This window comes from Carboxylicivirga marina, assembly GCF_016612505.1.
Lineage (GTDB): Bacteria > Bacteroidota > Bacteroidia > Bacteroidales > Marinilabiliaceae > Carboxylicivirga > Carboxylicivirga marina.
The window spans coordinates 1-20,650 of sequence record NZ_JAENRR010000073.1 but is presented as its reverse complement, the minus strand read 5'-3'; the positions used below and the strand labels follow the sequence as shown (position 1 = coordinate 20,650).

Genomic DNA, 20,650 nt, shown 5'->3' with positions numbered 1-20,650 from the left:
TGGGATGGTTTTTGGAAACATTTTTCTGACGTATACTACACTAAAAATGCTGCGTAATATGAGAACTGCACCCATAATTATCAAAAAAGTTGGCAGGAGGCGCAAAGGTGGAATCTTCAAATAGTCCCAGATATTTCTTCTCAGGCATCCATGTGCGATGCGGCGCTTTTTGGTGATACAACAATAAGAACGGTTTATCAGCATCGCGTTTATCAGATAACCAATCGAGCGCTAACTCAGTGCTTATATTGGTGCAATAGCCCTGGTATTGCTTTTTGATTCCATTCTCAATAAAATCAGGATTATAATATTGTCCCTGCCCGGGTAATACATTGTAGTAATCAAAACCCTGTGGTTGGCCCGGAATATGAATTTTACCGATTAATGCCGTTTGGTAGCCAACGGTTTGTAATTGCTTGGCAAAATTATCCTGGTTCCAATCAAATTTTGAATGGTTATCAATCTTACCATTCACAAAACTATGCTTGCCGGTCAGCATCACGGCCCGACTTGGAGCACAGATACTGTTGGTAACGTAGCCATGATTAAACAAAACACCTTCCTCAGCTATTCGATCGATATGAGGCGTACTATTTAGTCCTTGACCATAGGCGCTTATGGCCTGATAAGCATGGTCATCGCTCATGATAAAAATGATGTTAGGTCTTTGGGCTTGTTTTGTACAACTTACCAACAAGATAACTAATGGCAAGAGCCATACGAAGTAGCTTTTTATCTTCATAATAATATCAATTAAATAGTACTTATTAAAATTTACAATTACTGGCATATAGAGGCTAAAAGAACGAACCCTGTTTCTGAATTTACCTCAAACACAATGACTCAACACCCTTACTACCGAACTAAATAAAGCAATCTTAACTATGCATTTCAAATTTCCCGCGTCTGTATTAAGGTCATTTCTAGTCCGGTATTATTGAATAGACAATACAAATTCTTATACTCACCATTAGTCACTATAAAATTTCGAATGATGTGTCCGGCTATATTCAAGTAATTTTTGCGCAATATTAGGATATTAATTCGTCGTGTAATAGTACAATCTTTTTTTCTTTTGATGCTGTTACAATAGGACACGGCCAACCTTAGCGTCTATTCAGTTCTTTGCTAAATCAGGAGGCCACATTATTCTGTTCACGATTAGATGTAATTACTTCTGTTGAGGCATCTAATACAAAAGAACCTTCATATACAAGTACATTTTGGGGCTGAGGAATAAGTGGTAAAACGACATCAGCCCTTTTTGTGCGGCTTGTAGATTGACAGAAATCCATAGTGAGGCATACCACCAGAAGAATTGTAATTTGTTTAATCTTTCCAATCATATCCTTTTTGACGTTTATTTAGTTTTTTCTTTCTATTTCCACATAAAAAGGAAATAGAGTTTCTTTTCCTTTTTTCGACTTGCTGATAATACCCTACTAATAAGTTATATCCATACGTGGTTCTGCCAGCCATTTTTTAAGGGCAATGCTTAATTCCGCAGTCAATTCAGGGTATGTTTTCATCAGGTTCCATCGTTCATACGGATCTTCTTCTAAATTAAATAATTCTACAGGCTCCCCATCTTTGGCTAACAGCTTCCATTTGCCTTTACGCACCACTTCCGTAGCCACAGGATCCGGACGTTTATCAGTTGTTCTATGATAGTTACCATTGTGTTTGTACAGAGCAATTTGCCAAAATACCAAACCCCTATCTTCCAATTCAGCTCCTTCATCCAACAAAGACCTGATACTCATCCCATCCAGCTTCCAATCTTTATTAATTGCTTGTCCGGAATAATCACAAAACGTAGGTAACAAATCATTGGTGTGAGCTAACTCATCTGTTACTACACCTCCTTTAATTTGCCCCGGCCCCCATGCAATGGCAGGCACACGGATGCCTCCTTCATGAAAATCAACCTTACGGCCTTTAAATTTACCAGGAGAACCCATATAAGCCGGGCCGTTATCGCTTGTGAGAATCACCACTGTGTTGTCATCAATTCCCAACTCTTTCAACTTATCAAGCACTCTTCCTACACTATGGTCCAGGTGCGTAACCATCGAACGATATAGCAGGTCATCGCCCTTAGCTTTTTCCTGATAGGGTGTTAACGAAACATCTGGTGCTGCTTCATAAGGGGCATGTGGGGTATCGAACCATAGGTTTAGGAAGAACGGTTCACTCCCTTTATTACTTTGCTCAATAAATTCCAATGCTTCATCTGTTTTTACATCAGTCCAATGCTTTTCGATTGGATCAATGATTTGCTCATCACGAATTAAGTGTTTGGCACCATCTTTATACAAGCGTCTTTCAAGCATGGCTGGTTTCCGATACAGTGGATCTTCTAGCATGGCCAGGTAATGATCAAAACCATGTTCAATAGGCCCTGGCATACTATTCGCTCTGTTCTTTATATGTACTTCATTTAATCCCCCCAGATGCCATTTACCAATGTGCTTTGACACATATCCAGCCGTTTTAAGGGCCTTGGGAATGGTTGGTACATTCGGCTGCAAATGCATTTCCTCATCATTAAAATGTTTGGTGACATTGTAACGAAGCGGATAACGACCGGTAAGAACACTTACCCTAGTTGGTGTACATACAGCTGAACCAGAATAGAACTGATTGAACTTAAGTCCTTCCTTGGCCATCTGGTCGATATTAGGAGTATTGATTCGCTGGCTACCATAGCAGCTCAGGTCGCCATAACCTAAATCATCGGCTAAAAGTAGAATAATATTTGGTTTCTGCTTTCCTACTGAAGAGTGACATGAAGTCATAGTCAGCACCAGACCAGTTATTAATAATATATTTCTTAAAATCATACTATGCCAAAGTAAATGTAAACAACTAACACTTCGTTAAACTTTTGTATTTTACTAATAAATACCCCGTTTGCACACACTCGCTAACACACTATCCCTATGTAACTTGAGATGAAATACAACATCCTATTGTTATAACTATTTTTTTGCTCCATGAAACATGCCATTTTAGAACTTATCGGTTATTTCTTTAGGCCATCCTCATTCCCAGTTATAACCTTCAGGAACCTCTTCCTTAATAGCAGGTCCGTAATCAATGTCAAGCATTTTTAACAGCGGATATTTGGTTTTTACTTTTTCGTAAAAGCTATCAAATGGTAACCTTTCACCACTGTTCCACATTTGTTCGGATAAAGCATAGATACGTGGAAATACCCGTCTGTCGACCATGTGCTCTTGAACAAACCAATCCGTCCATAAACAACATCCCATTCCCAGTACCAAATCATGCGGATTGTTTAAATCACTTGGGTTTTGCTCATAAATCGTTTTCATATCAAACGTTCTGTCTGCACGGTACTTTGACCAGGGTGTAAGCGGGAAATTGAGATAAGTATAATAGTTTGTATTACAAATGACCTGATGATCTCTCTTAATTGCATTTTCTAGCCCTTTATTTTTATGCCTGCGCCAGTTCCACCACTGAACAACCACATTATCGGGTAATTCAAATCCATCGTGATAAACAACGTCTCCCCAAAATATCACCTTCTTGTTTTTTGTTTTCAGGTAGCGTGCTAAGCGCGATGAAAAATAGAGTTGTAAATCATGGCTGTCATGTAGATTCTCATCCGCTATTTTCTTTTGGCAATCGGGACATCTATCCCAATTTTTCTTAGGAGCCTCATCTCCACCAAGGTGGATATACTCAGATGGAAATAGCTCGCATACTTCGTCTAAAACATCTATAAGAAAAGAATAGGTATCCTCTTTGCCTGCACAGAAAAGGTTTGAAGAGAAACTCATCACAGATTCAGGCGCTTTATTAAAGCAAGTCAATTCGGGGTATGCCATCAGGGCTGCCTCCGAGTGCCCGGGAACGTCAATCTCTGGAACTACCTGGATATGTAATTCAGCTGCATAAGCAACAATATCCTTGATTTCTTGGTGAGAATAATAGCCTTGCTGCTCTTTTCCTGTAGCTACCTGGGAACCAATAGCAGTAAGTTTAGGGTATTTCTTAATTTCGATACGCCATCCCTGTCCTTCTGTTAAATGCCAATGAAATACGTTCATTTTTAACATCGCCATATAATCAAGGTAACGCTTAATAAACTCAGGGCTTTGATATTGTCTTCCCGAATCGAGCATAAAACTCCGCCAGGCGTATTTCGGTTTGTCATTAATTTTAATTCCCTGCAGTGTGACTCCTTTTAAATCGAAGGGTTTTCCTGCCTGTACTTCATGGGGCAGCAGTTGCAGTAAACTATTAACACCATAGAATAAACCAAGCTCGGTATCCGCATTAATCAAGATGTTTTTCGCATTAGCAATTAGTTCGTATCCCTCATTTCCATACCTACCCGGCTCGGTATTAATATTAAAGATGATATCACCTTTCTCTGAACTAACTCTATTAAACTTGCTATAAGGCCTTAATTTTTTGACTAAGAAACGGGCCGTTGAATCGCCTCCATTGACACAAGAAAAAGTATGTTTGCTTTTAAAGATAAATTCTCCAGCTTGCCTTTCTATGCTTAATGGAGTAGGTAAAATTTCTTGTGCTTGTACCATCAATAAATTGGTAATAACACCAATCAAGAGAACTAATAGTTTTTTCATATGATTATAATTTATTTTCAAAGGCCATATGGAACTCCCAAATAAATTTTATCATCCTCCTGTGTGAAAATTTGGATGCTAAATTTACATGGTCGTTTCATGTGTTTAAATTTTGTTTTTATTGCCACTACTTGTCCCGATTTATCGGGATGGAACTCGCCAAAATTAATCATGCTCCTGTGTGAGAAGCTATTCTCATGGCTCGTTTCATATTTATTAATTTACTTTTACTTTCCACTTAGCCAACTGCCCCTGATTCTTAACTTTTGGTTCCTTATTTTTAAAATAATCTTCATGTATCATCCAGGTGATGATATCCCAAACATGAGCTTCTGTCCATAGTGTTTGTTGCAGGTCTTTTTTCCGCTGTTCACGCTATTTGAATAAATCAAAGCGCTGTCAATTTCAATTTTGGATTGCTTTATTTGTCGCCCCATACTTTGCTTCGGCAGATAAAACAAAACGTCATGATAATCCTCTTGAATATAAATGTAGGATTCTATTTTATGGGCATCCAAATTAAGTATTTAACTGATAACAATACCGACAATTAGATTTTTAATAAAGTATTCACTTTGTGCTCTCCTGATTTATAAACCACTCTTCAGTACGACAGTTGCTATATTTATGGTTGAACTTTATGAACAGTTTTAATAGGAATGGTTAAACTAAATTCAGAACCTTCACCTTCAACAGAATCAACACTTAAATCACACCCTAACAATTGGGCCAAGCGTTTACTGATGGTTAAACCAAGCCCAACACCCCGTTTTAATAATTTTTCATGTTGCTGCAGCTTCACAAATTGATTAAATATCAACTTTGCTTCTTCCTGCCCAAAACCTTTACCTGTATCAATAACCGAAATAATAAGATACAATTCATTAAGCCGTGCTTTTAATATGATTGAACCTTCTTCGGTAAACTTAGCAGCATTACTTAATAAATTATTGATAATCTGTCTGATTCTAAATTCATCAGAATCGACAATTAACTGCTCATCTTTAACCTGATTATCAAGGTAATATTGTACATTATAATTTCTATTACGCATGGAAAATGATGAATAACACGAATTAAGCAATTCATTCAAGCTGAATGGACTAATGTGTACATTTAATTGATTGGCTTCAATTTTGGAGATATCAAGAATATCTTCAATCAAATACAATAATGCATCTGCATTGGTATTGATAACATTGATATATTCTTCCGTTTCTTGTTCTGTTAATTGGGTGTCATTCAAAAGTGTAGAAAAACCAATAATGGCATTCATTGGAGTTCTAATCTCGTGCGACATATTAGCTAAAAAAGATGACTTTAGCTGATCGGCTTGTTCAGCCTTTTCTTTGGCTGCTTTTAACTCACAAGTCCTGTCTTCAACCATGTTCTCCAGTTGGTTACGATGCTTCTCTAACTCCTCGTTCTGTGATAATAATTCTTCTTTTTGCTCCTCTATGACCTTGGTTCTATCCTTAACGGCATACTGCAGTGACAGTTTATCCTGTTGTAGCTTTACTTCTCTATTTTTAATGAACAAAGCCAGCAAAACTACACCCAGCATAACCATCAAAGAAATAAACCAAAACCGTTGAAAGAATGGTGGCGGTATTATTATCTTAAGACGCTGGACCTTTTCACTCCAAATACTATCACTATTAGCAGCCTTCACTTCAAAGAAATATTCACCTGGCTTAAGATTAGTATAGGTCGAAGTAGCATTAAATGCATCTGTCTCTACCCACTTTTCATTTAAACCTATCAAACGATATTGATATCTGACCTTTTGAGGGTAGGTTACATTAATGGCATTAAACGAAAGGGTTAAAAGGGTATGTCGCCAACTTAATTTAATCTCTTCAGAAAAACGCAACACTTTCTTATCTAATATTTTTGAATTTCGATAATCAAGCTTCTCGCCATCAATAGTTATATCTCGAAAGACAACCTCAGGTACAATTGTATTAGTAATAATCTTAGATGGATTAAAATAAGAAAAGCCCCTTGTGCCACCAAAGTATAAATCGCCATTTGAACTCGTCGTATATGCCTGAAAGAAGAATTGATTACCTTGTAAACCATCTACTTCCTTAAAAATGCTTACTTGATCCTTATTGACATCATATTTATTTAAACCACTATTGGTTGAAATCCACAACTCACCTTCTATTCCTTTCTGTAATCCGCAAATATAATTATCAGATAAACCATTCTGTGTTGATAAGTTATGAATTTCCTGCCCCATTGTATTAAAAGCCCTTACACCATTCTTTATGGTCCCTACCCAAAAAATTCCATTATCATCAACAACCATGGAATTAGCATAAGTTAGCTTGAGATGAAGCGTTAATGCAGACGCCGTTTCATCAAAAAAATAAACACCATTCTTGTTGCTAAAATAGATTTGACCTTCTGCAGTCTCATATGCCAGAGGCGAGTTATTTCGTTCCTTTGAGGGGTCAGTGTAAAAATGATGTACATTACCATTGGGTTCCAACATTCTGATTTCGCCATCGGTATAGCTTACCCAAAATCTATTTTTTGAATCAATATACAGAGCCCAGCAGTATGGTGAGCTAAGTGCTTTTATTCGTTCATCATTACCCGAAGGATATATAAATTCCTGACGCTTTGAATCAAACATACATATACCATTGCCCCAGGTGACAATCCAAACATTTCCATCCTTATCTTGCTGGATACTTCTAATGGTATTGGACAATAAGCCTGAATCATCGTTTTGATTTGCTATGATATTTCTGAAAGTAGATGTCTCAGGATTAAAAATGCTGATACCACCTCCATCTGTTCCAACCCAAATAGTTCCATCTGACATTTCACAAAAACAACCCACAATATCATGTACAAGCGCATTAATTTTTGTAATTGGTATATCTGTTAGGAATTTAGGTTCTTGATAGGTAATAAAACGATTCAAGTAAGGGTTACTAAAAAGAATTCCACCACGCGACGTTCCGACCCAAAGAATCTTTTCTTCATCGAAGTAGAAACTGTATATACCTTTAGAACTAAGCTTATTGTTTCCTAAACTATTGAGGTATTCGATTGAGCCGGTCTCTAAGTTTAATTCATTAATACCTCCCTGATCAACACCTACCAATAACTTCTTATCATCTAACTCACAAATATCCATGACGATGTCGCCACTTATCGAAGAGCCATCAACACTTGAATACCTCTTGAATTCTCCTTTGTTTTTATCAAATTGCAAGAGCCCATTACCACGTGTAGCTACCCATATTGCACCATTACTATCAACAAATATTTTTTTGTACAATAGTGCATTCTGCTGAATTTTACCATCCGGGTAATGGACAAATTCTTTATCAACTTCATTATATGAGTATATACCATCAGTTGGTGTAGCTAGCCACAGAACACCATCACTATCCTGTACCAATGAATTAATTCGATTAGAGGCTGGATTAGCATTCGATACTGTTAATCGTTTAAAACTATCTGAAATGTAATCATACAAACACAAGCCTTTATTAGTCCCTATCCATAAGCGCCCCTTACGGTCTTCATAAATTGCCATAATGTAATCACCTGCAATAGATAAAGTATCATCAGCAATGTGTTTGTAAACTTTAAAATCTTCTGTTTCTCTTTTGTAGAGGTTTAATCCATCTCGCGTTCCTACCCATAAATTTAATCGTGAATCTTCAAAGATCGTCATCACCCGGTCACTACTTATGCTTGATAAGGCTTTAGCATCATGAAGATACTTGTCAGTATGATACCCATCATAGCGCATCAAACCCGGACCATCATTTCCGATCCATAAAAAGCCCTCATGATCTCTCAATATGCTACGCACCATGGCTACTCCTTCCTGAGAGTCAAGCTTGTTAAAAACAAGTTGCTGAGCATTAACATATGTGAAAATGCTTAGAATTAAGAAAATAATGACCTTTCTAATCATTGCTCAAATCAGAATTTACTCCTAAAGATATTAATATCGATAAATAAATCAAGCTCATAGAACATGAAGCACAATTAAATATCACTTTCAAACCCCGATGATTCGTAACTATTTATCAAGGACTAACAAATATTACACATACTGCAACATTTGTTACAAAGAACACAAAATACTCCCAATTAACTAGATGACACACCCAACCATTCAGTTACACCGTTTATTGTTTGTTTTTTTTCATTTTTACAATCATAAAATCCATGAAATATTTTATCGATGATGCATATAATCAAAATTCACACTTTACTTATCATACTTTTGACCCCGGTATTTGTATCGGCACAAAATGTTTTTGTTTCCACATCAGGTTCAAATAACAACAATGGCAGTCACTCAGCGCCCTATGCTACCGTTACAAAAGCGATAAGCACTCATGCAGACACTATTTTCCTGCTACCCGGCACCTACTATGAAAATGTACTTATCAACAATATTACACGAACAAAGACCAATCCTTTAGTTATAACAGCTGCTGAGAAAGGCACAGTCCTTTTTGAAGGTGTGGAACGCTTTAGCTATAACTGGTCAGAAACAACTCCTGGCTCCGGCATCTATGTATCCGATGCACCTAAAGATATGTGGCAGCTTTTTGTAGATGGTAGAATGATGATCAATGCACGTTGGCCCAATGCCGACCACCCATTTGAAGATTTCGATAACTCTAACTGGTGGGATCGTCATGAATCGTGGTGTAAAGCCGTTAAGGAAGAATCAGGTTTTGAGAAACAAGCTGATGGAACTAAAATAGGTTGGCTGACTGAGGACGGACATCAGAACATGGCCTCAACAGGTATAGACTTTAATGGCAAAGTAGCTGTTTTAAATGTTAACTCAATGGAGTCATACGCCGGCTTAATTTATGATCATACGCCGGGTACAAATGCTTTCAAATATCAATTGCTTCAAAAAGTGTTGGATGGATTAAATGACAAAGAAGTTGGTGTCGTTCATAAAAACCGTGGACATGCTTATTTCTTTTTTGAGAATGGACTAGACCTACTAGATGCTCCCGGCGAATGGTATTATAATAAGGACGAGAAGAAGATTTATGTGATTCCGCATGATGGAACTCATCCCATGCACCTAGAAGTGGCCGGTAAAACACAAAGCTATGCCTTTGAAGTTAACAACTCTGAATATGTTTATATTAAAGGGCTTAATTTCTTTGCCACTACTGTTGCCTTTACCGAGATTAAATTTTCGAAGGTTGAGGACTGTAATTTCAATTACGCCTCATATTCAAAACGTATATTAGATGATATTGATGAAATTGCCCATACAAAAATGGTAATTGAAACAAAGCCTAATAAAGACAACCCGGAATTGAACCCTAACACTGGTAATTTATTTATTAATAACGAGGTTGCGTATACCGACGGAATGGCCTTTCATATGACAAGAGGTATACGCGATACCATTTACAACAATTACTTCCATCACATTGATATATCAGGCACACGTGGTGGTAGTATTGGAGTAGATTACCGTGGTGGATATTACACGGCATTTATCCGTAATACTTTTGAAAAAGGAGGCGGTTCCGCAGCTACTAAGTCAGCTAACTTCCCCTACAATGCCCTAAATCGATTATCGCAATGGGGATATATTCAGGATGACGGTGTAGCTTTTCAAGTAGCTAATGGTGGGCAGATTGGATCTATCTCAACTCAAAACTGGATTCATAACTCGGTAAAGGCCGGCTTGCGATTCGATGGACCAGAAGATACAGATCCCTGGATTAAAGGTGTGATGGTTCAAGGAAGTTTCGTACGTAATGTGGTTTGGAACAACCCTTTGGGATACATGGTAAAAGGAGACGACCACAGAGTGTATAATAACGTAGCGTTTAACAATAGCGCTACTGGTGCCAAAATTTTGGCCAGTACTCAGCACGATAATGGGAATACACATACGATATCGCGCAACAACCTGATGGAAGACTGGTCGGGCGAAAGAAGTGGGGATCAGTTTACCGATCCTGTTCCTGGTATTGTGGATCACAATTGGCTGGCTAATCCAACTGAAAACAACATTTTTAAAGTGCTCAGAGATCCTTACAATTTAGATTTTCGCCCTAAAAGTGATTTAGTAATCGATCAGGGAATTGATATTCCTGCAGAGACATTCGCCACTACTAATGCCCAAATACCTGACTTCACCTCTGAGTTTAAAATAGGCGATGCACCTGACATAGGAGCTTACGAGGCTGGTGCGGATAATTATTGGATTGCCGGACGCATGCAGCCATTAGCTTCTACTCCTATCCCTCCCAATGGTACTGAAACAGCACAGGTTGATGCCGATCTTATGTGGCTTCCAGCTTATAAATCGACCAATAACAAGGTTTATTTAGGAACAAGTGAGAGTAATCTAGAATTAGTCGCAACACAAAGTAATAACATCTATGAGCCTGGTGATTTAGATCCTTCACAAACCTATTACTGGAGGGTGGATTGTTTAACAGATAATGGTTGGCAAACAGGACATACATGGTCTTTTCGTCCTAATGGTCAAGCATACATCGAATGCGGAATGCCTACTTCTAAGTCCTATACTTTTCCAACGCCTAACGGTTCTGAGGATTATAATTCAGTACCGTGGAAAACTGGTGACGAATTCTTGGGTGAAATACACCTCTTATCAGATCAGTTAATAATTATGCAAGATGCTGTTGCCAATGGTACTAATGTGTGGAATAGCAATGGTATGACCGCCAAAGCGGAGATCAAGATACGTGATTACCCTTTCGTGAGTTTTGAATACTTAACGCCTAAGCGAAGTAGCGATTTTACCTGGAGTACTCAGGTCGTTGGAGCTGGTAACGCTAAATCTGCGAGGGGTGCATCAAAAGTAACCTTAACCCCAGCTAGCACAGAATATAAAAACGCCCTTATCAATCTTACACCAATGTTAGATAATTGGGATAGTAAATATGGTGCCAGTAAAGAATGGATATACCTTGAAACCTTGCATTTCACATTAAATGCCGATGGAGATTGGATGTACGCTAGGGATGGTGATTTTTGGCTGGATAACTTCAAAGTTGGATTTGCAGCCATTAAAGACAAAGTAGGTAAGCCAAATATAACAGGCCACAAGGCGATGAACATCGAAAAAAACACCATGCATGTTATTACTTATAATGATTTGAACATTGAAGTGCCTTACGATGGGAACAATTATCCTTGGCCAATGTGTGAGGATGCACCATTAGATTGGAGAATTACCATTCATCCTGGTGATAACTATTCCTATTCCGAAGAAGTGGTGACACCCCATCATAATTTCGAAGGTCAACTCTATGTTTCGGTTTCTATTGAAGCAGATGGATATGAATCAAACCAATATACTGTAATCATTAATGTTGGTGATGTGGATAATAGTATTTTTGACAATTTGGAAACCGGAAACAACTATGTCTTCCCAAACCCAGTTAGAGAAATCATGTTTATCAACTCACCACAAACCATCAAAACCATTTATTTATATTCAGTAACGGGAGTCGTGGCAATGGTCAAAAATGCGCCTACTGGCCAGATTAATGTGAGCGATCTTAGCACCGGAATATATCAGGTAATTGGGGAGAATAAAGATGGTACAAGATGGATTGAACGTATTAGCATTTTATAAGGGATCAAAACGATAAATGTAAGGTCAGCTATACTATTTAGCTGGCCTTTTTAGTAAATCGGCCTATCCATACACAGGGAAATTGCTTTTAAAACTAATTACACCACCCCGCCTGTCGGCACCCCTCCTAAAATTCAGGAGGGGACGGTTTTTCATCCCTCTCATCCTTGCCAAGGAGGAGTACCACGAAGTGGGGAGGTGGTTAAAATGCTTAAAAGCGAATTCCCTGTATCCATACATGAGGTATACCCCCAAAGGAATAATGATGAATCTATTGTCACCTTTCTTTTCCATATGACAACTGCTCTTCTGCATCCCATCAAACAAGTATGTTTTAGTGTATTGATCATATACTGCATAATGGGCTCCTAATATCCATCCATCTAATTATTGATATCTATGAACCATTAGCCAGTTCTAAATCAATATTAATAGAGATTATAGCAAGTAGCGACACCCAATTTCTGGGCTTCTTAGCATAAACAATAACTAATTTCAACATTACATGAGCACAATTATTAATGGTGCACAATCCATATTTCAATTTCAATAATTGACACCATTTTAAACAATCACATGTCATTGAAACTAAGCGTATGCGCTCATATTCAAAGACATTTAAAAAATACAGAAGTCTATAAACAATAAGTCTAAGCCACATAAGGAGGTGCGCAAAAATTTAATGAAACTTGCATTGTATAGATAGAAACGTTTTTAACGAGTGTTTTTTGTCATTTTGAATCAGAAACTTAATGACAATGAAATTATAATTAGATGGAGCGAACATGTAAATTTTAATTTAAAATTGTACTCAGGTGTATTCTTAAAACTTACTTGAGCGTTCCGTGTGACCATTGAAAGAAAAAATATAAACAGATGAAACGAGCCATGAGAATGCTTCACACACACGAGTATGATTGATTTTGGCGAGTTCCATCCCGATAAATCGGGACAAGTAGTGGCAATAAAAAAAATAAAATTAAACACATGAAAACAATTAAAGCATTATTCATAGTATTATTACTAGCACTGGTATTACCTAATTTTGCGCAAGAGCTAGATTTAAACAACCTTCCTTTTCCTACAGGTGGTAAAGACTGGGATGTAGAATATTCTCCTAAATGGGAAGATTTGCGAACGAAAGAAATTCCTGAATGGATGATAGATGCCAAATATGGTGTTTATACTCATTGGGGTGTCTATTCAGTACCAGCACATGGCGGACCCGATTATGTGAATGAACTATATATGGTACACGATAAAGATGACAAAAAGGGCGTAAAAGAATATCACCGTAATAAATATGGTAAAATTGCCGATGTGGGTTATGCAGATTTAGTACCTATGTTTAAAGCTGAAAAGTTCAATGCCGACGAGTGGGCTGGATTAATGAAGCAGTCGGGTGCTAAGTTTGGTGGAATTTGTGTGGTTCACCACGATGGTTTTTGTTTATGGGATAGTAAGGCTACACGCTGGAATGCCAAAAACATGGGACCTAAAAAAGATATCTATGGTGAAATAGCCAAAGCCGTACGAAAACAGGACATGAAATTAATTGCCACTTTCCACCATGCTCGTACCTATGGATATGCCATTGATCGCAAAAACTATAAGGACTATACGGATTACCAAAAATCAAACTGGGATCTATTCGATCCTGAATTTGCCGACTTCTATCGCAATGATTACACCGAAGCAATGGATAGTTTTGGTAACGAATGGTTTGATAAAGTGAATGAGGTAGTTGACCAATATGACCCAGATGTACTATGGTTCGATGGTTTATCAGGTGCGATGATTAAAGGCATGTTGCCTCAAGAGCGCGTTATTAACCTATTTGACCGTCACTATAACAAAGGTGAAGACAAAATGATCTGTAACAAGTTGCCTGGTTCAGGCGTGTGGAATTTTCCATCAGGTGTTGGTATTCGTTGCTATGAAGGCGGACGTGATATGGAACCGGATCCAAAAGGATATTGGATGATTGATCGTGCCATCAGTTATCCATGGTCGTATGTTAAAGATAAAAAATACCGCGACCATGAAGATTTTCATATTCGCACCATTATTGATGTCACAAGTCGTGGCGGTGTTTACTTACTATCCTTAACACCTAAAGGAGATGGTTCAATATCTGAAACAGAGCAGAAAATAATGAAAGGTATTGGTACTTGGATGGATTTGAATGGGGAAGCAATATTTGCAACACGCAAGTGGCGAACCCACGGCGAAGGAGAAGCCAAAATTGTACAGATTAAACCAGAGAAAGAATTGGTTTGGTGGGATTTCAGACGCATTCAGGACAAAGAAATACGCTACACTCGTAAGAAAGATAACTCAGCCGTATATGCGATTGTTACTGGCTGGAATGAAGGTGGCACCATCACACTGAAAGATTTGGCGAAGGGTGAAAAGTTTGCCACTAAGGGAATTAAAGAAATAACCATGTTTGGTGTAGATGAGGCTATTAAATGGGAACGTACTGACGCTGGCTTAGTATTACATTACCCTGAATCTAAACCTTGTGATCACGCTTATGCGTTTAAGATCATTCCAAATGGAAAGTTGGTTGACTTTGATCGTGAATAAGAATTGCATCAATAATTATATACTTTAAAGTTCGGTAATACCGGACTTTTTTGTGAGTATCAATAGCCTTATCATATCTAATGGGACTAATGCAATAAATATATCAAGCAATCTTTCTTGATAATAATTATCTTTAACCAGCCCTATTGTCAGGGATTTCGCTTTTAACATTTTAATATTCTCTCCCTATATTTGTCATCAAAAGCAGCAGTTAATCTCTTAGCTGGCTTAGAGAGTCAGAGCATTACCGTTATTAAACACATTTTAATAAAGTAAAAATCCCAAGCAGTTATTACGTGGGATTTTTTTACTATTTTTTTTAATAAAAGAGTAATTTACTTCTGAATACATAATATAGAACATTATAACAACTCAACATTAATGATCTATCTAAGTCAAATTTAACTTACTTTTTTACTATCTTAAACCTCTTTTCCGAGCCATTTTTATTAATTATTTGCAAAATATAAACACCACTTGGCAAACTACTTATATCTACAAATCCTTCTATTTCAGAGCTTTTATAAACTCGTTTTCCATCCAAATTTATTAGTACCGCACTTAGCCTTTCCTCTTTATAATTAGTTATGAAAAGCATATCCTTGGTTGGGTTTGGATATACTGCTATATTGGAAAAAGCATCATTAAAAACGTTTGTAGGTGTAGTATCAGTTAAAGGAGAAACAAATACCTGCCCCATTCTGTCATAAGATGTAGTTCCATATTCTTCGCCTTCAAAACTATCTTTAACAGATTGCAACCAAACTTTATAAGCTTCTATCATATCATTTAGTATATCCGAGTAACTTGAATTTCCTGCTAAATCATTAGTTTCAAAAGGATCGTTCACTATATTATAAAGTTCAAAGACCTCGTCTTTAGCATATAATTTATAATCTGCTAATTGGTAACTAAGCTGATCTTCAAGGTTTTTTGAATCAGACCAATTGATATGTTGAAATGCAAAACCAATTCCATTATCTCTTTTAAATTTAGAGTCACTGATTAAAGGCAAGAAACTTTCACCATCATAAGATCTATCACTTGGTAGGTCAATATCTAAAATATCAAGAATTGTTGGAAAATAATCTGAGGTACCAAATGGCTCATCAGTAATTATTTGTTGTGTTATTTTTTCTGGCCACACCATTACACTTGGCACACGAACTCCCCCTTCATATAAAGATCTTTTTCTTTCCTTATAACCTTTCGTTATTCCCGGCGTACCATCCTCTGGTCCATTGTCACTGCAAAATGTAATTATGGTATTATCAGCAATACCTAATGTTTGCAAATGATCTCGTAAGCGCCCTATTTGCTCATCCATAGCCGTAATACAGCCGTAATAGTGTTTCTTTGCTGTAGTCTGTCCATTGTACATAGCTAGATATTCCGGTCCTGCAACAACTGGTTTATGGGGTGCATGAAACCAAACCACCGCTAAAAATGGCTTATCGTTACTTTTAGCATCATCAATAAAAGGTAATACTCTATCCATTACCACCTTACTAGCATCTCCACTTAAATTATCGGTTACTTTATTATTATTTTCGTCCCAAAATGACGTACCAAACGGGGTACTTGTTGTCCCGGGTTTTATCATGGGATCATATGTTGGTACTTTTGATTCTGTTGCAAAAACCTTATCATATCCGTGTAATACCGGAGGGTTATATTCTTTGGTATTTCCCGGTTCACCTCTGTTAGCATCATATTCAGTATGCGTCATAGTGCCTAAGTGCCATTTTCCAAAATGTCCGGTTGAATAACCAATACCTTGTAATACCTCAGAAATTGTGATCTCTTCAGGTCTTAAAATCCCTTCGTTTGCTGTAAAGACGCCTGTTCTATGAGGATGTCTTCCCGTTAAAAAGCTCGCTCTAGTTGGTGAACACACTGGTGAAGCTGAATAAAAACGATCAAACCGAATACCTTCATTTGCCATATCATCTAAACTAGGCGTTTGTATGACACTGTGACCGTTATAATGCGCATCTCCCCAGCCCATATCATCTGCCATTATTAATATAACATTAGGACGTTCCTGCGCACTGATATTCAGACTAAAAAGTAAAATGACAACACTTAAAAGGGGCTTTAATAATTTCATTGTTACAAGTTTAAAATTGAGTTTTGTTTTTTTCAAAGCTATGCTTATATAAGACTATATAAGGGGGTGTATAGTGCAATTAATGGGTAACAGGGGAGAACCTCACCTTTTGTTTATCATCACCACAGTTGGTTCTGTCGCATCTGATTGAATTGACTTACTAGGCTTCTAAAAAAAGCGCTTAACCTATCGGTAAGCGCTTTAAAATTTATAAAAACATCTTGATTTTTAATTCTTAATTATCTTATAGGTACCTACAGCATTATCTACAGTTACTTGCATTAGGTAAATACCGCTTTGTAAGCTAGAAATATTTACTCTCTTGCTTAACGCATTAACAGGTGCAGCGAACTCTTTTTGACCTAAAAGGCTAAAGAACTCTACTTTCTCTATTCTTTCAGAAGCAGATAAGTTTATAATACCGTTTGTAGGGTTTGGTGCATAGTTAAAGCTATTTTTAGCCGTAAATTCTTCATTAGATAAACCAGTGTATACACCTTCTGTGATACTTATTTCGTCTAATAATACTGGAGAACCGGCTGCATCTGGTTGAAGAGCTATTGCTAAATAGAAATCAGTAAGCTCACCCGTAGTAAACACAAATGACACCGATTCGTATGCACTAGTAGACAAAGTGCTTCTCTTTACTTTCCATGCCTGATTTTCTGCATACCCAAAAGTTCCTTCAGTTGCAGTTTGGACCACGTTACCAGCATTCGATACAACCTTAAATACTAAAACTTTAGTATCATCACCTACATCAGCGTTTACTTTTCTTACTCTGAATGAACACGTGTAAGTAGTATTTGGGGTCAATATCACATTTTGGTGAACCTTACAAGCATTGTCCCTACTGTCTAATTGAAGAGCATAAGTACCCACATCTGCATTTGATGATACAATAGTGTTGAGATTATTTCCCGCGCTAGGGCTAGCCCAAATACCAGTTTCTCTAGCTGCGCCTGTACCTTGTACTACTATTGATTCACCACTGGCACCGATCGTTTCAAAACCTCCATCGACTATTATTTGTCCAAAAGATAAAGACGTTACACATAACGCCATGATAAGTGTAATTGTTTTCATAATAATTAATTGTTAAGTAAATAATGATGTATCGGCATTTTTATTAAAATACCGTTTTAAGTATTATATTTTTCGAGTTGAAAATGTATTTAAAGATAATTTGAAGACGGAGAAAAGTACGTTTGAATTTGAATGAAAAGAGCAACTTATTGAATAAGAAATAACAACAGAATTGACATAAAACAACAAGGGATTCTGCATTGCAATTTTGTATTGTCATGTATATGTGTGTGTTAGGCTTTAATTTGAAGTTGTACTCCAATGTATTATCAATAAATTCTATACTAAAGTTTGGTTTGATAATTAATAAAGCCCTTAATCTTTTACACAGCGAATTGAAAAGCCATGGTAGTCTTTATTTTTCCCTCGATAGATGGCTCCGGTTTTTTTATTTATACTTCTATAAATATTTTTCCCATCATATATGTTACCTCCTTTGGTTGATGTCCAGAAGTAGGCATTATTTCCTTTTCCCAGGAACTTAAAATATTCTGTTGCATTAAATTCTCCGGCAGGGAGGGCATAAAATCCTGTTATATTATTGTCGGGGTGATCTACCCATCCGTCTTCTGACTTCAATTGGTAGCTTTGTGTACCTCGGGCAGCATCAAGAAGATTAAGTTCATCTGAAGCCATTCCAATGTGGTCTTCCAGTAGCTTCCAGTCCCCATCGCTTGAAACATGCCAGCCTGTCGGGCATACATTACCGCCGGTCCCCTGACTATGGTTTTCTCCGGTTGCTACAAATCCGTTATATAAAGCCCCATGATTGGCTGCGATAGCTGCAGACTGATTACCATCGTAGTAAGTAAAAAAGCTCATAAACCAACTATTGCTGAACCAAGCAATGCCATCGGCAGATTTATTAATGGCAGTTCCGTCATTAAATTTGCTTGCTCTCAGGTTTTCGGCCATCCACCATTTATCACCAATTTGAACTACTTTATAATTGTTGCCATTGAAATCGGTACATGCATGAAACTCAAAATCTTCAGTTGTTGAAGCTGTGGGTACAATTGATTTTAAGGTGCTATATATACCCGATGAAGCCGTAATTATCAATCGGTCGCCATCATTGTACTCCATTTGAATCATGTTTGTATTCAGTCCACTCTTTAAAGAGGTTCTTTCTTCCTGATACCCACTATAAGTTAGTTGAGTACCTCCATTATCGGTACCTTTGCTAATAAGCTTTGCAGTATAGAAATAACCATCTGCTTTAATGCTTAGTGTATATATGCCTGTACTTAGGCCTCCAAATTGGAAAAGGTGCGTGCCTTTGTTTAAATTATATTGACCAGAGATTACTTTTTTGCCACTTATACTGTATATATCAATGGTACAAATACCATTTGCTTTGGCTATAAATTCGATGTTTCCATTGTCCTTAACCGGATTTGGATATACTTTTAGTTCACCATTTGAGAATTCATTTGTTGAAATAGCCGTAGCAAGCCCTTTTAAATTCAAAATATCCTGACCAGTAAGTGTTAAACTTGTGCCTTGAGTAATGTTTTCCACTAAAACACTTTCTACCGATGTGCTTACTCCTGAACCTGTAAAACTTATTTGGTAGTCCTGGGCTTTTAAAGTTTGTTGAAATAATACCGAAGCAATCAATGCTATGATTTGAATAGATAGTCTCTTCATTTTGATATTTTAAAGTTTAAAACTTCTCACGTATTAACGTAAAATACTTTTCTTCAAAAATATCTCTGTGACGAGTTTATTGTAGGTTAGATACCGTCAAATATAGGGTGAAATCAGTTCAATTCTTTTGTTTAGATGGTGTTTGATGTCTCAAATTATTATTGGGAATGGTAGCAGAGAGCTTAAAAAGGTGTAATCTACTACATGTTAAATTGTAACTAAGAAATCTAAAAACTAAGGAACGGTTCTCTCTTTGCAAGATGTAAGAAAGAACCGTTCATTTAAACTTCCTTTAAAATATATTTAATTACTTCCCCGCATAAGGTGGTTGGTCAAAAGTTAGTCCATCACCTGTTACTCTTGGGTCTTTGGTTTTTTCCAGTTCTTCTAATAGTTGTTTTCTTAGTCGATTTTTGGTCGTTAGGTAATCCGGATTGTTCGCCAGCTTGTTAATCTGATAGGGATCGCCGGTAATTTGATAAAGCTCTTCTTCGGGGCGTTTAGCAAATGCAAACGCATAATACTTATAATTATCAGCTGTATTTTTATTTTTAACTATCCAGGCTTTTGTAGGGCTTGCATCGTAGTCGGCAAAACAGGTACGTGTTTTTTACTCTACTTCCTTAATGCTAACATTTGGTTTTTCCGGATTACCCATAGGCCATCTGTCAGGTTTAAAGTTGATGATGTACAAAAACTCTTTCGTTCGGATCGCTCTTTGTGGATAAGGTAAGTTGCCGTCTCTGGCTGATTCAACATGCCTTTCTCTGCCTGTAATTATACAATATCTGTTAGGCTCATCAAGGCTCTTGTTTTTAAGCAAGGGCAATAGACTTTTTCCGGTCATTACTTTAGGAATGTGCACATTGGCCACATCAAGAGTAAAGGTCTCCGCATTACCGATATAAAAAAAACAACTCATTAGATTGATCAATCAATTTGAGGCAGTGTCAATCA

11 protein-coding genes are annotated in these 20,650 nt (G+C 37.2%); 2 read left to right on the top strand and 9 right to left on the bottom strand.

The window, feature by feature from the left end; translation table 11 throughout:
• Positions 1 to 40: 40 nt before the first annotated feature.
• The 5 genes from JIV24_RS19395 to JIV24_RS19375 all read right to left on the bottom strand — a co-directional run bounded on the left by JIV24_RS19395 (position 41) and on the right by JIV24_RS19375 (position 8,571).
• Entirely contained in the window at positions 41 to 742 is a 702-nt protein-coding gene (locus tag JIV24_RS19395; RefSeq protein ID WP_200466741.1) for a sulfatase-like hydrolase/transferase, read from the bottom strand.
• A gap of 391 nt (positions 743 to 1,133) precedes the next feature.
• Entirely contained in the window at positions 1,134 to 1,346 is a 213-nt protein-coding gene (locus tag JIV24_RS19390; protein WP_200466740.1) for a hypothetical protein, read from the bottom strand.
• Positions 1,347 to 1,442: 96 nt separating this feature from the next.
• Positions 1,443 to 2,843 (bottom strand): sulfatase-like hydrolase/transferase, encoded by a 1,401-nt coding sequence (locus JIV24_RS19385; RefSeq protein ID WP_200466739.1) that lies wholly within the window; start codon positions 2,841 to 2,843, stop codon positions 1,443 to 1,445.
• Between the two features lie 201 nt (positions 2,844 to 3,044).
• On the bottom strand, positions 3,045 to 4,625 hold the full coding sequence (locus JIV24_RS19380) for a beta-N-acetylhexosaminidase (RefSeq protein ID WP_200466738.1): 1,581 nt from the start codon (positions 4,623 to 4,625) through the stop codon (positions 3,045 to 3,047).
• Between the two features lie 625 nt (positions 4,626 to 5,250).
• Positions 5,251 to 8,571, bottom strand: a complete 3,321-nt coding sequence (locus tag JIV24_RS19375) for a hybrid sensor histidine kinase/response regulator (RefSeq protein ID WP_200466737.1) — start codon at positions 8,569 to 8,571, stop codon at positions 5,251 to 5,253.
• Between the two features lie 273 nt (positions 8,572 to 8,844).
• Here JIV24_RS19375 and JIV24_RS19370 point away from each other — a divergent pair, with 273 nt between their 5' ends.
• Both JIV24_RS19370 and JIV24_RS19365 read left to right on the top strand, forming a co-directional pair.
• Complete coding sequence (locus tag JIV24_RS19370) at positions 8,845 to 12,258, top strand: T9SS type A sorting domain-containing protein (protein ID WP_200466736.1); 3,414 nt, start codon at positions 8,845 to 8,847, stop codon at positions 12,256 to 12,258.
• A 987-nt stretch (positions 12,259 to 13,245) separates the two neighbouring features.
• The gene (locus JIV24_RS19365) at positions 13,246 to 14,847 is read left to right on the top strand and encodes an alpha-L-fucosidase (protein WP_200466735.1); all 1,602 of its coding nucleotides are present in this window, start codon (positions 13,246 to 13,248) and stop codon (positions 14,845 to 14,847) included.
• 406 nt (positions 14,848 to 15,253) lie between these two features.
• Here the strand turns inward: JIV24_RS19365 and JIV24_RS19360 are convergent, their stop codons facing one another.
• From JIV24_RS19360 to JIV24_RS19345, 4 genes are all read right to left on the bottom strand, one after another.
• Positions 15,254 to 16,957, bottom strand: a complete 1,704-nt coding sequence (locus tag JIV24_RS19360) for a sulfatase-like hydrolase/transferase (protein WP_200466734.1) — start codon at positions 16,955 to 16,957, stop codon at positions 15,254 to 15,256.
• 228 nt (positions 16,958 to 17,185) lie between these two features.
• On the bottom strand, positions 17,186 to 18,043 hold the full coding sequence (locus JIV24_RS19355) for a T9SS type A sorting domain-containing protein (protein ID WP_200466733.1): 858 nt from the start codon (positions 18,041 to 18,043) through the stop codon (positions 17,186 to 17,188).
• A gap of 315 nt (positions 18,044 to 18,358) precedes the next feature.
• Positions 18,359 to 19,693 carry a fibrobacter succinogenes major paralogous domain-containing protein gene (locus JIV24_RS19350; protein ID WP_200466732.1) on the bottom strand — a complete coding sequence of 445 codons (1,335 nt, stop codon included), beginning with the start codon at positions 19,691 to 19,693 and terminating at the stop codon, positions 18,359 to 18,361.
• A gap of 610 nt (positions 19,694 to 20,303) precedes the next feature.
• Positions 20,304 to 20,615 (bottom strand): hypothetical protein, encoded by a 312-nt coding sequence (locus JIV24_RS19345; RefSeq protein ID WP_200466731.1) that lies wholly within the window; start codon positions 20,613 to 20,615, stop codon positions 20,304 to 20,306.
• Positions 20,616 to 20,650: the final 35 nt, after the last annotated feature.

Excerpts from the sequence above, each read along its gene's own strand:
- JIV24_RS19385 (WP_200466739.1), bottom strand. The coding sequence starts at position 2,843 with ATGATTTTAAGAAATATATTATTAATAACTGGTCTGGTGCTGACTATG.
- JIV24_RS19395 (WP_200466741.1), bottom strand. The coding sequence starts at position 742 with ATGAAGATAAAAAGCTACTTCGTATGGCTCTTGCCATTAGTTATCTTG.
- JIV24_RS19380 (WP_200466738.1), bottom strand. The coding sequence starts at position 4,625 with ATGAAAAAACTATTAGTTCTCTTGATTGGTGTTATTACCAATTTATTG.
- JIV24_RS19355 (WP_200466733.1), bottom strand. The coding sequence starts at position 18,043 with ATGAAAACAATTACACTTATCATGGCGTTATGTGTAACGTCTTTATCT.
- JIV24_RS19365 (WP_200466735.1), top strand. The coding sequence starts at position 13,246 with ATGAAAACAATTAAAGCATTATTCATAGTATTATTACTAGCACTGGTA.
- JIV24_RS19350 (WP_200466732.1), bottom strand. The coding sequence starts at position 19,693 with ATGAAGAGACTATCTATTCAAATCATAGCATTGATTGCTTCGGTATTA.
- JIV24_RS19370 (WP_200466736.1), top strand. The coding sequence starts at position 8,845 with ATGATGCATATAATCAAAATTCACACTTTACTTATCATACTTTTGACC.
- JIV24_RS19345 (WP_200466731.1), bottom strand. The coding sequence starts at position 20,615 with ATGAGTTGTTTTTTTTATATCGGTAATGCGGAGACCTTTACTCTTGAT.
- JIV24_RS19360 (WP_200466734.1), bottom strand. The coding sequence starts at position 16,957 with ATGAAATTATTAAAGCCCCTTTTAAGTGTTGTCATTTTACTTTTTAGT.
- JIV24_RS19390 (WP_200466740.1), bottom strand. The coding sequence starts at position 1,346 with ATGATTGGAAAGATTAAACAAATTACAATTCTTCTGGTGGTATGCCTC.
- JIV24_RS19375 (WP_200466737.1), bottom strand. The coding sequence starts at position 8,571 with ATGATTAGAAAGGTCATTATTTTCTTAATTCTAAGCATTTTCACATAT.